Raw genomic sequence first — 14,549 nt, 5'->3', positions numbered from 1 at the left:
ACGACATCTCGTGTTGTCTTCGCTTGGACGCTGTGCGACGACGACGGTCATAACCGCGCAAGAAGGTGCGGGGCAAAACGCAACTGGGGAGCAGACCATGAAAAAGAAGCTCATCGCAGCGAGCCTGCTTTGCAGCATCGGCACGTTTGCGCACGCGCAGTCGAGCGTGCAACTTTATGGCCGCGTCGATGGCGGCTTTCAGTTCATGAACCACCTTCAGGACGGCAACGGCGGCACCGTCTCGCGCTGGAGCGCGCAAGGCGGCGACTACGGCACGAGCCTGTTCGGCCTGCGCGGCTATGAGGATCTCGGGCAAGGATTGCATGCGGTATTCAACCTGGAAGGCGGCTTCCAGTTGATGAACGGCTTCAACAACAATGGCGCGGGTTCGATCTTCGACCGGCGCGCGCTGGTCGGCTTCAACTCCCGCTCGTGGGGGCAACTGACGATCGGGCGAAATCTGTTCATCAGCAACGGGGTCTGGGACTTCGATCCATTCCAGCAGCAAGCCTTCTCCTCGGCGTCGCTCGTGCGCGGGCGTAACTGGCCGCAGGCGAGCAACACCGTCAACTACCAGAGCCCGAACTGGTACGGCTTCGACGTGGCGGGCCAATACGCGTTCTCCAACATCGCCGGGCAGTTCAACAACGGGCGTGGCATGGGGGCCCAGTTGACCTACACGCATGACCGGTTCCAGTTGCGCGCCTTGTATGACGAAATTCGCGATAGCACGGGGCGCTTCACTGATGTCTTCGCCACGTCGCGCGAGTACTTCGCCGGCGCGAATGTGTTCCTGAACCGCTTCACGATTTCACTCGGCTACACGCATATGTCCGCGCCGGACGCGCCCGCGCCCGACTTCGCCACGCGTGCCGACCATTACTGGGCCGGCGTAAGGTATCAAGCCACCCCGGTTTGGGCCGCTAATGCGGCGGTTTATCATGTCAACGTGCCGGGCGGCTTCGGCAACGCGACGATGTTCGAGGTGGGCACGACGTACAGCCTGTCGAAGCGCACGTTCCTGTATGGCACCCTCGCTTACGTGAAAAACAGTTCGAACCAGAACTTCTCGGTCGCGGCCATTCCGAGCGACTCGCTCGACAACCCGCCCGCAGGGAAAGGCCAGACCGGCGCCTATGTCGGCGTGTCGCATTCGTTCTGATCAGGCGGCGTAGTAGCGAGCCCCCGGGCGCGAGATGCGAAAAAGCCGTCCGGCGCATTGCCGGACGGCTTTTTCCTGACGATAAGTAGCGGGGGTTTCGACCCAAATGTATTCGGCCAATAACGCATCGATCATGACTGCGCGATGCGCGATCTGAATCGTCTTCGGAGGCGATCTGCGCTTTCCCCTTGCGAGGAAAGCGTCTTGCCGACTTCCTTAGAACCGATACTTAGCCGAGATACCGCCACCCATCGCGCTTTCGCCCTTGCGCACGCTGACGTTGCCGCCCACGCGCACTTCCAGTTGCTTCTTGATCTGCATGTCCACACCCAGATCCGCCGCGATGATGTCCCGGCCCAACTTCGGCCCCTTCACCGTGAAGTCACGCGGCGCGCCGTAGATCGCATTCGTCAGGCGGCTCTGCGTGTTGCCGAACTCGTGCTCGTACGACAGGCGCAGCGACGGCGCCACCTTGCCGCCCGCAAAGCTCGCCACTTCGCTCCACAGTCGTACGCCCAACACCCCGCGCGTCGAGGTCTGCGTTTGCGATCCCACCTTCAGGCCGTCGTTACCCTGGCCATCCCGGTTCGTTTCGTCGAACGCGTTCAGACGCGTCGAGGCCACGCGCACGCCCACCGACGGATCGATGTTCACGCCCGACACCCCAAAGCGCTTACCCACCTCGCCGAACATCCCGAACGTCTGACCGCTCGTTTTGCCCGTCAAGCGGGCCGACGCATTGCGCGCCGCCACCGTGCGATCCGTCTTCACGCTGTGATTCGTGTACGACAACGCGCCGTTCACGAACCAGTTCGCGCTGCTCAGGTGCGATCCGTACAGGCCCACGCTCACGCTGTTGACCTTCGACTCGCCCGGCATGCCCTTCGCCTTCGACTCCTGGTTGCCCAGGCCCATCGACGCGCCCACCAGCGTATTCTGGCCCACCCGCTTGTCGATACCGATCGCGCCGTCCAGGCCCTTCACGTCGAACGACATGCCGTCGCCGCGCTGGCTCGCGTTGCCGCCCTTGAACGAGGCCCAACCCGCGATGCCGTTGTCCGCCGCCATCGCGCCGTTCGCCGTCTTGTCGTCGAACATCGTGCCACCGGCGATCATGCGCGTTTGCATGCCGCGCTGGAATGACGTAGCCGACCCTTGCGCCGTCGTCGCGTTGTTCACCAGCGACTCACCCGAGAGCAGACGCGCCGAACGACGTTGCTCTTCCGAACCCGCCGTTTGCAACGCCATGGCCGACAGCACGCTGCCCCCGATCTTGCCCAAGGCCAGATCGCCCAACGCCACGCCGTCGACCGAGGCCAGCACCGCTTGCTCGTTGGCGTTGTAACCGCCGTCTGCCCCGAGGAAATTCACTGCACTGGTTTCGGTAATCGTCACTCGACCGCCGGTATTGCCATCGGTGCCGCCATCGGCACCATCGCCAGTCGCGATGCTGCCGAACTCGACTTCACCGATCTGCACGTCGGCGTCGCCCGGCGCATCCACGACCGTCACTTGCTGCTTGAGCAGATCGGCGACTTCGATGCCGTCATCGACGGCGACGTTGATCTTGGTCGCGCGGAAATCGCTGCTTTCCGAGACTTGAATCGCGCCGAACGCCAGGTCTTCACCTTGCTTCGCAACACGCGAGTTGATCTTCGCCCCCTCGCTCGACGCGTACTTGCGCACCGCCAGCTTGTTCGTACCGAGTTCAATCGTGCCGGCATTCGTGATGTCGGTCACGCCGCTGACGTCTGCGCCCAGCGCAACCGTACCCGCACTGGCAACGCTCACGGTGCCCGAGCCCATCGCATTGGCGTGCGCCGCCGTCAACGTACCGGCCTCGATCTCCATGCGCTTGACGGCGCTTTGGTCGTTGGTCAGCGTCAGGTTGCCGTTACCCACCTTGACCACTTGCAGGTGGGTGGGTGGATCGGAGATCGCGTCGGCTTGGTGGCTCAACGGCGCGTCGCCCAGCGCGAGCGGCTGTTTGTTGAACGTGTCCAGCCTGACCGTAACGTCGTCACTATCCGACACTGCAGCCTTGACGCTCAGAATGCGGCCGTCGAACACGTCGTCTTGATGCAATGCGCCGAGGCGAATCGTGGTCTCACCGGCAACAACTTCGCCGCTGCCCGTCAGCGAGCCGATAGTGAGCGCTTTGACAACGGGATCGCTCGGCTCCGCCGCGGGAAGCGCAATCGCCGACACGTCCAGAGAACCGCCCACGAGGTTGATGGTCGCTTCGCCCGCGACCGTGCTGCCTGACATCGTGACTTCACCGGCGTTTGTCAGCGTCATGCGCTGCAGCTTCGTATCGGCGATGTCCAGTGTCGCGCCGCCAAGGTTAATGACTTCCGCCTTGCCGCCCTCGGATTGATTGCTGAGCGTCGTCTTGCCGGCATTCAGCAACGCCAGATTCTGAAGCTTCGACTTGTCGAACGATGCGAGTCCAAAATTGACGACCGTCGCGTCGCCCGCCGAGGCATCACTGACCGTCAGCTTCCCAGCGGCGGCAACGCCAAGCCCGGATTTCGGATTCGCCAGCAGGGCGGCATCGACATCGCCCTGGGTCACCGCCATGCCGACAGTGATCTGGCTGTTGCCTGCATTGGCGTTCGTTCCGAACACCAGTTCGCCACCGTTATTGAGTGCAATCGTTGCCGATCCGGCGCTGGTGCCTTCATTGAACTGGATCTTTCCGTTTGCACCGGTCGCGGACAGCGCAACGTTCTCCGCGTAGATGGCACCGGTCTGATTCTCACCTTGCGCGGCGAAGGTCAGCGCGCCCCCCTCGACGACCGAAATGGACAGATCGCCCGCACCCTCGATGGCACGATGAACGATCAGTTCCTTACCCGTACCGGCGACGAGAACGTCATGATCGGCGCCTTCGGCGACGTAAAGCGTACCCACGTCCCGTTTGCCTCCGACGACACCGTGGATCGCATCCGACGACCTCCCGGAGGCACTCGTGATCTCCAGCGTGGTGTCGGCGCCGATGACGGCATGCGTATCGGAATTCGCTTCGTCCCCCATGAAGTTGGTCAGATGCTTGTCGTGCCAAGTCAAACGCGCGACTTGCTTCTCAGCATTCGGCGTGGCCGCGTCCAGTTGACGCGTATTCTTGAGCGCCGTCAGTGCCGCCTCTGTCCCGGCGGCTTGCACACGCGCCTGCTTCAGTGCCAACAAATCGGCCGAGCGTTGCAGCGGCGTGACGGCATCGGCACTCGCCTTTGCAAAAGTGGCGTGCTTGTTGATCTCGGTTGCGAGGTCACCGTATGCTTCTGCCCGCCCAGCATGTTTTGCCTTCGCGGCCACATCGATCCTCGACTTCAGCGTCGCGAGCGCCGTCTTTTTTGACAATCCGTCAGTGGAAATGGAAGCATCGGCAGTTTCAGTGAGAATGGAACCGACGGCGGCACTTACGAATTCAAGCGCCAAGCTCTTGTCACTCCACGTAGCCGTGGAATCCATGACGGCGGAGGCGGCTTCCATTTGCTCAGCCATACGTTCCGCAAGTCGCCGCGTGGCAATGGCCTTTTGGAGTTCGGGCGTCACAGCCTTGGCATCGGTATCAATTTTTCCCAGACGAGCGGTCCGATCCTCCTGCCATTGTTTCTGCCCGGTTTGCGCCGCCGCATACCCCGGCAGTGCTGCTGCGGTCACTACGGCCGCGACGGCCATGCAAATCTTTGTCTGACGCAGCGCGCTCGACTTCGGATGGTTCTTTTGCATTCGATAATCCATAAATTAATTCGTGAAAAGTGACGAATTGCTCCATCACGCTCCAGACACGACACGACACGACGGCGTGCGTCAAGGCTCACGAAGTCTAAAATTCGGATTATCGAAATCGACGCAAAGTCATTGAGTTTTGGTACTTAACCCAAGAAAACAATCCATCAATAAGTTGGGATAATTCTTTAAATATTCAAAATCAAAAAAGAAGAAGGTCCCAATAATTCAATACATCCCATCATTAAAATCCCAATCATGCGAAGCATGCGACACGCAAACAACGGATATCGAAACCAAGCGGGAGATATCCCAACGAAAAATTTCTGCTCGGCATCATGCGTTTTGCACCGCGTTCCGGCCGGACAATGCGAGCCGAATGCCTATACCCAGCGCCAATAAAAAAACCCGCCGCGCTCTCTCAGGCACGACGGGTTTCTTCACTTCCGCTTGGTCACAACAGGACGATTCTTCGCCCGCCTGACGTGGGTACGCAGGCTCAGAAGCGATACTTGGCCGAGATACCGCCACCTAGCGCGCTCTCGCCCTTGCGCACGCTGACGTTCCCTAAAGCACTGGGAGCGCCATAAAAAAACCCGCCGTGCCCTTTCAGACACGACGGGTTTCCTGTCCTTCTTTACAGCAAACGGGCCTTACGGTCGCCAGCGCAAGCTCATACGCGCTCTCGCATCGCCGTCGACTCAGGCCACCGGCTTACGCTTGGGCTTGACATCGGTGCTGTCGATTTCCTCGAGCACATCGCGAAACTCGGCAATGTCCTCGAAGCTGCGGTACACCGACGCAAAGCGAATGTACGCAATCTTGTCGAGCCGCTTCAATTCGCGCATCACCAATTCGCCAATACGCTGACTCATCACCTCGCGCTCCGCACCGGCCAGCAGCTTGTATTCGATGCGCGCAATTGCGGCATCCATCGCTTCGGCACTCACAGGGCGCTTGCGAATCGCCAACTGCATGCTGGCGCGCACCTTCGCGCGGTCGTACTCGGCGCGGCTGCCGTCTTTCTTGACGACCGCCGGCATCGCTAGCTCGACACGCTCGTACGTGGTGAAACGCTTGTCGCACGCCGGGCATTTCCGGCGCCGCCGGATGGCGGCGCCATCTTCCGCTTCACGCGAGTCGATGACCTGCGTGTCGTCGTGACGGCAGAACGGGCAGCGCATGCGGGCGGCGTCCGGGGCTTAGCCGTAGACCGGGAAACGCTTCGTCAACTCAGCCACTTGTGCGCGCACACGAGCCAGGTTGTCGGCGTCTTCCGGGTTTTCCAGCACGTCGGCGATCAGGTTGCCGACGAGTTCGGCTTCAGCTTCCTTGAAACCGCGCGTCGTCATGGCCGGCGAGCCCAGACGCACGCCGCTCGTCACGAACGGCTTTTCCGGATCGTTCGGAATCGCATTCTTGTTCACAGTGATGTGCGCTTCGCCCAGCGCCGCTTCCGCGGCCTTGCCGGTGATGTTCTTGGCGCGCAGGTCAACCAGCATCACGTGCGATTCGGTCTTGCCCGACACGATACGCAGGCCGCGCTTGACCAGCGTCTCGGCCATCACGCGGGCGTTCTTCACGACTTGTTCCTGGTACGCCTTGAATTCCGGCGACGCGGCTTCCTTGAACGCGACGGCCTTGCCGGCGATCACGTGCATGAGCGGGCCGCCCTGGATGCCCGGGAAGATGGCCGAGTTGATCGGCTTCTCGAACTCGGCCTTCATCAGAATCACGCCGCCGCGCGGGCCGCGCAGGCTCTTGTGCGTGGTCGTCGTCACGAAGTCGGCATGCGGCACCGGGTTCGGGTACACACCGGCGGCGATCAGACCGGCATAGTGCGCCATGTCGACCATGAAGTACGCGCCGACCGACTTGGCGATCTGCGACATACGCTCGAAGTCGATCCTCAAGGCGAAGGCCGAGGCGCCCGCCACGATCATCTTCGGCTTGTGCTGCTGCGCGAGCTTCTCGGCAGCGTCGTAATCGATGTCTTCGTTCTCGTTCAGGCCGTAGCTCACCACGTTGAACCACTTGCCCGACATGTTCACCGGCGAGCCGTGCGTGAGGTGGCCACCGTGCGCCAGGCTCATGCCCATGATGGTGTCGCCCGGCTTGAGCATGGCGAAGTACACGCCCTGGTTAGCCTGCGAGCCCGAGTTCGGCTGCACGTTCGCGGCTTCGGCACCGAACAGCGCCTTCACGCGATCAATGGCCAGTTGTTCCACGATGTCGACATACTCGCAACCACCGTAGTAGCGCTTGCCCGGATAACCTTCCGCATACTTGTTGGTCAGTTGCGAGCCCTGCGCTTCCATCACGGCCGGGCTGGTGTAGTTTTCCGATGCGATCAGCTCGATGTGGTCTTCCTGACGCTGATTTTCTTTCTGAATCGCAGCCCAAACGTCGGGATCGACGGAGGCAACGGTGGATTTCGATTTGTCGAACATGGCGTTTCCGTTGAATTGAACAGATTTTCCGGGAGGGGATGGCGCAGCGCATCTTCCTTTGTGCTTCGGAAGACGATAGACAGGGCAGCACCAACCATCACGGCTGCCCAGGCGAACGGCAAATAAGACCCCGGCGCTTCCCGGTGGGTTGCTCCACCTCGGGCACACAAGGCTGTGCACCCTAATCGCCAGTCACGCGGGGTTTGTGGCGTCGATAGTTTATGCGAGCTTGCGACGTTAGGCAACCGGGGCAAACGCACGTCAATCGGCGCCGCGCACCAAATTGGTGCCATTCGCCGAGGCGGCTTGACAATGGGTCGGACGGCCCGATCCGACGGGCTCACACACGATCGCGTTCGGCTGCGGCCGAACGCAAAAAGGGCGCCTGATGCGCCTCGATGGCGCGGGCGCGCGTCGGGTACAGTTGTGTCCACGCCTGTGCGGCCCAGGCGCCACCCAGCCGGGTCACGAGACGGTCGCGTCGCGCCAGGAGGTGGGGCACGATTCCGCTCCAGTCCTCGGCCGCCGCGGCCACCTTGGCAGCGACCGATGTCGCGCGGACCAAGTCCTGGGCATCGTCCACCCAAGGCGCGATGTGGTGCGCCGAAATTCGCCCGAGGCGGAAGGCCATCTCGGCCGCCAGTGCCCGAACCCCCGTCGGATTCTTCAGTTCGTCGAGCACCGTCTTGCTGTCGACGGTCTGTGTCAGCCCGGCCAACCGCCGCACGAATGCCGTGGAAGGTTCGCCAAGGCGATACGGCATCAAATCCGACAGCGCGCCCTGAAAGCCCGCATCGAGGCAGGCCCGGAAATCGACCGTCATCATGTAGGGCAAGTCGTTCTTGTCTCGCCAGACACCGACGTTTTCCATGACGGCGTGGAAAAGATTCCGATTGCCCAGCCACAGCGCGGCGACGTACTGACGCTCCAATGCGCATCGATAGACTTCGGGGAGCCAAGCGCAGAGCACGCCGCGCATTTCGTCGCGTGTGCGTGTGGCGTCGGCATACGCCTGTGCCGGCGCGCCAGCGAGCGCATGCAGTGGTGCACCGCCGGACTGCGCAAGTACTTGCGCCATTTGCCGTCCGGCCGCGCGGGCGCCGTCTCGAGCACGCTCACACGCATCGCCCCCACCGCCGCGCGCACTCGGCGAGCTTTGCGCGCCATCTGCCGCGTCGATCGCGCGCAGCGCGGCCTCCCCCTCCAACCATTCCCCCAATGGCCGGTACACGGGAAGATACGTCGTCGCCAGGTAGATCCGCTCAGGCGCCTGGGTTCCATCGAATGCCAGCGAGCATCCCCGCACCAACACGGCCGTCGGTGTCGCCAGGCCCAACGCGCCGAACAGGCGAGAGGCAAGCCACGCTCGCGTGGCATGCCCAGCGCTTGGGAACGCCGTCACCACGTATTGCGGTGCTTGCGCGTGCGCTTCGAACGATAGTCGAACAGCCGCACTGGGGGCCCCTGCCGGAAGGACCTCGTGCACGCGCCGCGCGGTAGAAAAATCGTAAGGTCCGATGGGCGGCAGCGGCGTGCCGCTACCGTCATGTCCGGTGACTGCCCCGAACGTTCCAAGTGGTCCGGCTTCCGGCAATAATCCGGCACGCGTCGGCCCAGCGGCCGTGGGACTGGCAGGGGAGCCTGCGGCATGGCCCCTGAAGGGATAAGCATTGACGTCCATCACGACCCTCCTTCGTCGTATGCCGGGGCTCCGGCGCGCGCAGCGCCTGCCGACCGACCTGGTTGAGATCGGCCGATCTTGCTGCGCCACCGGACGTCAAGCTTTCGAAAACGAGGCAAGTTCGGACAAATCCGCCGCGCGTCAGAGCTCGATCTTCGTTCCCAGCACGGCGAGGAACTGCGCGATCCACGCCGGATGCGCGGGCCAGGCGGGGGCGGTCACCAGCTTGCCGTCGGTATGCGCCTCGTCGATCCCGATCTCCATGTACTTCCCGCCGGCCAGCCGCACCTCCGGCGCACAGGCCGGATACGCCGAACATTCGCGCCCTTCGATCACACCGGCCGCCGCCAGCAACTGCGCCCCGTGACAGATCGCGGCAATCGGTTTGTCGCTCTCGGCAAAATGTCTGACGATCTCGACGACCTCATCATTCAACCGCAGATATTCCGGCGCGCGGCCACCGGGAATCACCAGCGCGTCGAAGTCGGCGGGAGACAGTCCGTCGAATGTCGCATTGAGCGTGAAGTCGTGACCGCGCTTCTCGCTGTACGTCTGATCGCCTTCGAAGTCGTGAATCGCAGTGCGCACCTTGTCGCCCGCCTTCTTGCCGGGGCAGACCACTTCCACCCGGTGACCCACGGCCATGAGTGCCTGCACGGGCACCATCAGCTCGTAGTCTTCGACATAGTCGCCTGCCAGTACCAGAATCCGCTTCTTGCCCATATGACTCTCCGTTCAGAGAAAAGATGGAAGGGAAACCGCTCCTCCATGTTACTCAATTCCGGTGACGTCGCCGCGACAGCCTTCGATACCCCGACCGTCATCGACGAACGAAAAAAAACCGCGTGCCGAAGCACGCGGTGTCAAGCCGGCGCAAAACGCCGTCGGTCAAGCCGAGGTTCGCGCCACACCCTCTGCCGGGTGCTGCGCGAGCCGATATCGTCAGTCGTCAGTCAATCAGTAGGTTTCCAGATGCAGACGCCCTTCCGTCTTCATCCGTTGCCAGAGGGCCTGCCAGTCGAGCCCGGCGTCGCCCGCGATGGTCTGCAGCACTTGCAGCACGCCGTCCTCCATGCCCTTGAGCCCGCACACATAAATGTAGGTGTGGTCGTGACGCAGCAGCGCCGCCACATCGGCCGCGCGCTCGCGCATGGCGTCCTGCACGTAGCGCTTGGCCTGTCCTGGTGTACGCGAGAAGGCCAGATTCGTGTCGATGAAGTCCTTCGGCAGGTTGAGCAGGGGGCCGAAGTACGGCAGCTCGCCCTGCGTGCGCGCGCCGAAGAACAGCATGAGCTTGCCGGTCGCGCCCTTCAGACGGCGACGACGACGATACTCGGTCATCGCCCGCATCGGGGCCGCCCCCGTGCCGGTGCAGATCATCAGCAGGTGCGAATCGGCGTGGTTCGGCATCAGGAACGTACTGCCGAACGGGCCCATCACGTTCACCACGTCGCCCTTCTTCAGATCGCACAGGTAGTTCGAACACACCCCGCCAACCGCCTGCTCCTGGTGATCCTTCGTCACGCGTTTGACCGTGAGCGCCAGGTTGTTGTAACCGGGCCGCTCGCCGTCGCGCGGCGACGCAATCGAGTACTGTCGCGCATGGTGCGCCCGCCCGTCGCCCGACGTGCCCGGCGGAATGATGCCGATCGACTGTCCTTCGAGCACCGGGAACGGCTGCTTGCCGAAGTCGAGCACGATATGGTGGATGTCGCTCTCGGTGCTGGCGTCGGTCAGGCGATAGTTGCCGACCACGGTCGCCTGTACCGGCGCCTTGTGGTTGTACAGATTGACATAGGGCTTGGCGGCGGACCACGGCGGCACGACAGAGCCGCGCACGAAATCCGAGCCGGCGATGACGGGCTCGGGAACGTCGGCCGACGCACCGCCAGCCACGCCCGGCGCCGCCTCGCCGATCGTGCCCTGACCGGCGAGCGCATCGTCCTGCACGGGCAACTCGTCCCACGTGAGCTGGTCGTCGACAGCATACGCGTCGGCCTTGAGCACATCGCGCCAGTTGTCGATGGCCCCCGTCGGGCACGGCGAGATACACGCCATGCACCCATTGCACGTGTCCGCGCGCACCACGTAGTTGTTCTCGTCGTGCGTGATCGCGTCGACCGGACACGTCTCCTCGCAGGTGTTGCAGCGAATGCAGATCTCCGGATCGATCAGATGCTGCTTCAGAACTTCGACCGGAACGGGGCCGTTCATGATGCTGTCTCCTTGTGGGATGGCTCGCGCCTGGGCTCTCGTTGGCCTTAGTTGAAGCGCACGTACTCGAAATCGATCGGCTGACGGTTGATGCCGAGCGGGGGCGGCGCGATCCAGTTGGCAAACTTGCCCGGCTCGGTCACGCGGCCCATGAGCGACGCCACATACGCGCGATCTTCCGCTGACGGCAGCCACTCACGCTCATGCGCAGCCCATTCGGCCTCGCTCACCACACGGCCGTCCGGCGACACACGCACGCCCGCGAATGTGCCGATCTGACGATTGAATGCCTTGTGCGGGACGCTAAGGCGGAAGTCGATACCGGCCTTCTCCAGCACCTTGTTCCAGCGATTCACCCCCGCGACCGAGTCCTTGATGTAATCGTCGCGCAGCACTTCGTTCATCGCGTTGAGCATCGGCACCTCGCGCTCGACGAGCTTGCCGTTGTCCACGTCCAGCAGCCGATACATTTGACCGTTGAGCTGATGGTCGTCGTCGCGCTTGCCCTCTTCGTAGCGGCCCTTCAGGCCCGAGCTGTAGAAGATGGCCGCGTTCGACGACTGATCCGCACCGAACAGGTCGATCGTCACGGAGTAGTGGAAGTTGACGTAGCGCTGAATCGTCGGCAGATCGATCACGCCCGCTGCCCGCAGCTTCGCGACGTCATCGGTCTTCAATTCGTTCATCACTTGCGCCGTGCGAGCAATCACGCGCGAGACGCCCGACTCGCCCACGAACATGTGGTGCGCCTCTTCGGTCAGCATGAACTTCGTGGTGCGCGCGAGCGGGTCGAACCCCGACTCGGCCAGTGCCGAGAGCTGGAACTTGCCGTCGCGATCGGTGAAGTACGTGAACATGTAGAACGCCAGCCAGTCCGGCGTCTTCTCGTTGAACGCACCGAGAATTCGCGGATTGTCTTCGTCGCCCGAGCGGCGGCCGAGCAGCGCTTCGGCTTCTTCACGGCCGTCGCGGCCGAAGTAGCGATGCAGCAGGTAGACCATTGCCCACAGATGGCGGCCTTCTTCCACGTTCACCTGGAACAGGTTGCGCAAGTCGTACATCGACGGCGCCGTCAGTCCGAGGTGGCGCTGTTGCTCGACCGACGCGGGTTCCGTGTCGCCCTGCGTGACGATGATGCGACGCAGGTTCGCGCGGTGTTCGCCCGGCACGTCCTGCCACGCAGCTTCGCCCTTGTGCTCGCCGAAGTGGATCTTGCGATCGGCTTCTCCCGGCGTGAGGAAGATGCCCCAGCGATAGTCCGGCATCTTCACGTGATCGAAGTGCGCCCAGCCGCCCGGATCCACGCTTACCGCCGTGCGCAGATAGACGTCGAAGCCGTGCGAGCCTTCCGGCCCCATGTCGCCCCACCAGGACAGGAAATTCGGCTGCCACTGTTCAAGCGCACGTTGCAGCGTGCGATCGTCCGACAGGTTGACATTGTTGGGGATCTTCTCGCTGTAGTTGATCGAAGCCATCGTGGGAATCCTCGTGTCTCGTACGTATTCTGTGTAAAACGACTTGTTCGGTCCTGCCACCGCCCGGCGTTCGTCACCGGCGACGTTGCAGCCCATTCGTCAGACGCGGTTCGGATCGAACTGCGCCTTGTTGCCCTTGCCGTAGACCTTGAGCGCGCCCTTCTCGCCCACGGCGTTCGGACGGATGAAGATCCAGTTCTGCCACGCCGACAAACGGCCGAAGATGCGGGTGTTCATCGTCTCCTTGCCGTTGAAGCGCAGGTTCGCTTCGAGGCCGGTGAGCGCGTCGGGCGACATGGCCGCGCGCTCCTCGATCGCGATGCGGATTTCGTCCGGCCAGTCGAGATCGTCGACGGCGGCCGTGACCAGCCCGAGGCGTTCCGCCTCATCGGGGCGCACCTGGCGGCCAATCGTGGCGCGCACGGCGTCGAGTTCCGCCGCGTCTTCATAGAAGCGCCGTGCCAGACGCGATTGATCGGTGACCATCGGCAGCAGGCCGAAGTTGACTTCGGTGAGCGTGATTGCCGGTTCGTCTTCCTCGCTGGCGGGCAGCGCCGCCATGTACGTGCGGTCGGCCGCGAAGGCGAATTCGGCCAGCGTGCCGGTGAAGCACGAATCCGGTTCGATCAGCGCGAAGAGCGAGCGTGAGGACACGTCGATACGCGCAAACGTGCGGCGCAGCATGCCGATGGTCTCGCGCACCAACCAGTGATCCTGATGGGCCAGCAGCGATGCATCAGCCGCCAGCACGTGTTTCGCCTCGCCCTCGGTGCGCAACAGCCACGTGCCGATATCGAGTTCGTTCGTGCGCAGATTGAGAATGGCGTCGTCGAGTTCGCGCGCCATTTTCAGCGGCCACCAGTTCACGCCGGCGGCCTCGATACCGGCGATGTCGGCCGGCGGCGTGGACTTCGGCGCCTTCACGGTGAGGCTGGCGGTGCGGTTGGCGCGGTCGATTTCCACGTCGACGAATTCATAGCGGATCGCGTCCGGCTCGTCGGTGCGCTCCAGGCGCGTGAGCGTCACACCCTTGCCGCCCGGACGGTCGCTGCCTTGAGCGAGTTCCAGCGCACGCGCCGACACCGTTTGTGCGAATTGCGCGGGCTTGACGACTTCGTCGACCAGGCGCCATTGCTTGGCACGCTCGCCGCGAATGCCCTCGACGACGGTGCAGAAGATGTCGGCGCGGTCGTTGCGCACGTGACGCTTGTCGGTCAAGCGAGTCAGGCCGCCGGTGCCCGGCAGCACGCCCAGCAGCGGCACTTCCGGCAGCGAGACCGACGACGAACGGTCGTCGACCAGATAGATCTCGTCACAGGCCAGCGCCAGCTCGTAGCCGCCGCCCGCACACGCGCCGTTCACGGCGGCGAGGAACTTCAGACCGGAATGGCGGCTGGAATCCTCCAGACCGTTGCGCGTTTCGTTGGTGAACTTGCAGAAATTGACCTTCCACGCATGCGTGGACAGGCCGAGCATGAAGATATTCGCACCGGAGCAGAACACGCGGTCCTTGGCGCTCGTGACGACCACCGTCTTCACTTCCGGGTGCTCGAAGCGGATGCGCTGAACGGCATCGTGCAGTTCGATGTCCACACCGAGATCGTACGAATTGAGCTTGAGCTTGTAGCCTTCGCGAATGCCGCCGTCTTCCGAGATATCGATGGCGAGCGTCGCCACCGGGCCTTCGAAGCTCAGTTTCCAGTGCTTGTACTGCGTGGGATCCGTACGATAGTCGACGTGGGGTTTGCCGAACATGATTGCCTCCAACACGAATAATGATCTTGTTGGATTGCAATATAGTGCAGCACAACTACACCGTCAACTAATTTTCC

General features: G+C 62.8%; 9 protein-coding genes and 1 riboswitch. Of the genes, 1 reads left to right on the top strand and 8 read right to left on the bottom strand.

Annotated features, from left to right (window positions below):
* Positions 1 to 97: 97 nt before the first annotated feature.
* Positions 98 to 1,162, top strand: a complete 1,065-nt coding sequence (locus PanNE5_RS14155; RefSeq protein WP_017234248.1) for a porin — start codon at positions 98 to 100, stop codon at positions 1,160 to 1,162.
* Between the two features lie 216 nt (positions 1,163 to 1,378).
* Here the strand turns inward: PanNE5_RS14155 and PanNE5_RS14150 are convergent, their stop codons facing one another.
* The 8 genes from PanNE5_RS14150 to boxC form a co-directional block, all read right to left on the bottom strand.
* Complete coding sequence (locus PanNE5_RS14150; RefSeq protein WP_157211480.1) at positions 1,379 to 4,897, bottom strand: autotransporter outer membrane beta-barrel domain-containing protein; 3,519 nt, start codon at positions 4,895 to 4,897, stop codon at positions 1,379 to 1,381.
* A gap of 701 nt (positions 4,898 to 5,598) precedes the next feature.
* Entirely contained in the window at positions 5,599 to 6,081 is a 483-nt protein-coding gene (gene nrdR / locus PanNE5_RS14145) for a transcriptional regulator NrdR (RefSeq protein WP_017234249.1), read from the bottom strand.
* An 18-nt stretch (positions 6,082 to 6,099) separates the two neighbouring features.
* Entirely contained in the window at positions 6,100 to 7,347 is a 1,248-nt protein-coding gene (gene glyA / locus PanNE5_RS14140) for a serine hydroxymethyltransferase (protein WP_017234250.1), read from the bottom strand.
* Between the two features lie 98 nt (positions 7,348 to 7,445).
* Positions 7,446 to 7,553: riboswitch (ZMP/ZTP riboswitch) on the bottom strand.
* 134 nt (positions 7,554 to 7,687) lie between these two features.
* Positions 7,688 to 8,833: a hypothetical protein gene (locus tag PanNE5_RS14135; RefSeq protein WP_261938179.1), complete on the bottom strand. Its 1,146-nt coding sequence runs from the start codon at positions 8,831 to 8,833 to the stop codon at positions 7,688 to 7,690.
* Positions 8,834 to 9,169: 336 nt separating this feature from the next.
* The gene (locus tag PanNE5_RS14130; protein ID WP_017234252.1) at positions 9,170 to 9,751 is read right to left on the bottom strand and encodes a DJ-1/PfpI family protein; all 582 of its coding nucleotides are present in this window, start codon (positions 9,749 to 9,751) and stop codon (positions 9,170 to 9,172) included.
* Positions 9,752 to 9,985: 234 nt separating this feature from the next.
* Positions 9,986 to 11,242 carry a benzoyl-CoA 2,3-epoxidase subunit BoxA gene (gene boxA / locus PanNE5_RS14125; protein ID WP_017234253.1) on the bottom strand — a complete coding sequence of 419 codons (1,257 nt, stop codon included), beginning with the start codon at positions 11,240 to 11,242 and terminating at the stop codon, positions 9,986 to 9,988.
* A gap of 47 nt (positions 11,243 to 11,289) precedes the next feature.
* A complete protein-coding gene (boxB, locus tag PanNE5_RS14120) occupies positions 11,290 to 12,717 on the bottom strand; it encodes a benzoyl-CoA 2,3-epoxidase subunit BoxB (protein WP_017234254.1) in 1,428 nt (475 codons plus the stop codon).
* Positions 12,718 to 12,816: 99 nt separating this feature from the next.
* Positions 12,817 to 14,472, bottom strand: coding sequence for a 2,3-epoxybenzoyl-CoA dihydrolase (gene boxC, locus PanNE5_RS14115; RefSeq protein WP_261938178.1), 1,656 nt, complete (start codon positions 14,470 to 14,472; stop codon positions 12,817 to 12,819).
* Between the last annotated feature and the right edge of the window lie 77 nt (positions 14,473 to 14,549).

Source organism: Pandoraea sp. NE5 (assembly GCF_024363545.1).
Classification (GTDB): Bacteria; Pseudomonadota; Gammaproteobacteria; order Burkholderiales; family Burkholderiaceae; genus Pandoraea; species Pandoraea cepalis.
Note: the sequence above shows the minus strand (reverse complement) of the source record. Positions and strands in the feature narration are given on the sequence as shown.

Coding starts and splice junctions, on each gene's coding strand:
- PanNE5_RS14155 (WP_017234248.1), top strand. CDS start 98: ATGAAAAAGAAGCTCATCGCAGCGAGCCTGCTTTGCAGCATCGGCACG.
- PanNE5_RS14150 (WP_157211480.1), bottom strand. CDS start 4,897: ATGCAAAAGAACCATCCGAAGTCGAGCGCGCTGCGTCAGACAAAGATT.
- nrdR (WP_017234249.1), bottom strand. CDS start 6,081: ATGCGCTGCCCGTTCTGCCGTCACGACGACACGCAGGTCATCGACTCG.
- glyA (WP_017234250.1), bottom strand. CDS start 7,347: ATGTTCGACAAATCGAAATCCACCGTTGCCTCCGTCGATCCCGACGTT.
- PanNE5_RS14130 (WP_017234252.1), bottom strand. CDS start 9,751: ATGGGCAAGAAGCGGATTCTGGTACTGGCAGGCGACTATGTCGAAGAC.
- boxA (WP_017234253.1), bottom strand. CDS start 11,242: ATGAACGGCCCCGTTCCGGTCGAAGTTCTGAAGCAGCATCTGATCGAT.
- boxB (WP_017234254.1), bottom strand. CDS start 12,717: ATGGCTTCGATCAACTACAGCGAGAAGATCCCCAACAATGTCAACCTG.
- boxC (WP_261938178.1), bottom strand. CDS start 14,472: ATGTTCGGCAAACCCCACGTCGACTATCGTACGGATCCCACGCAGTAC.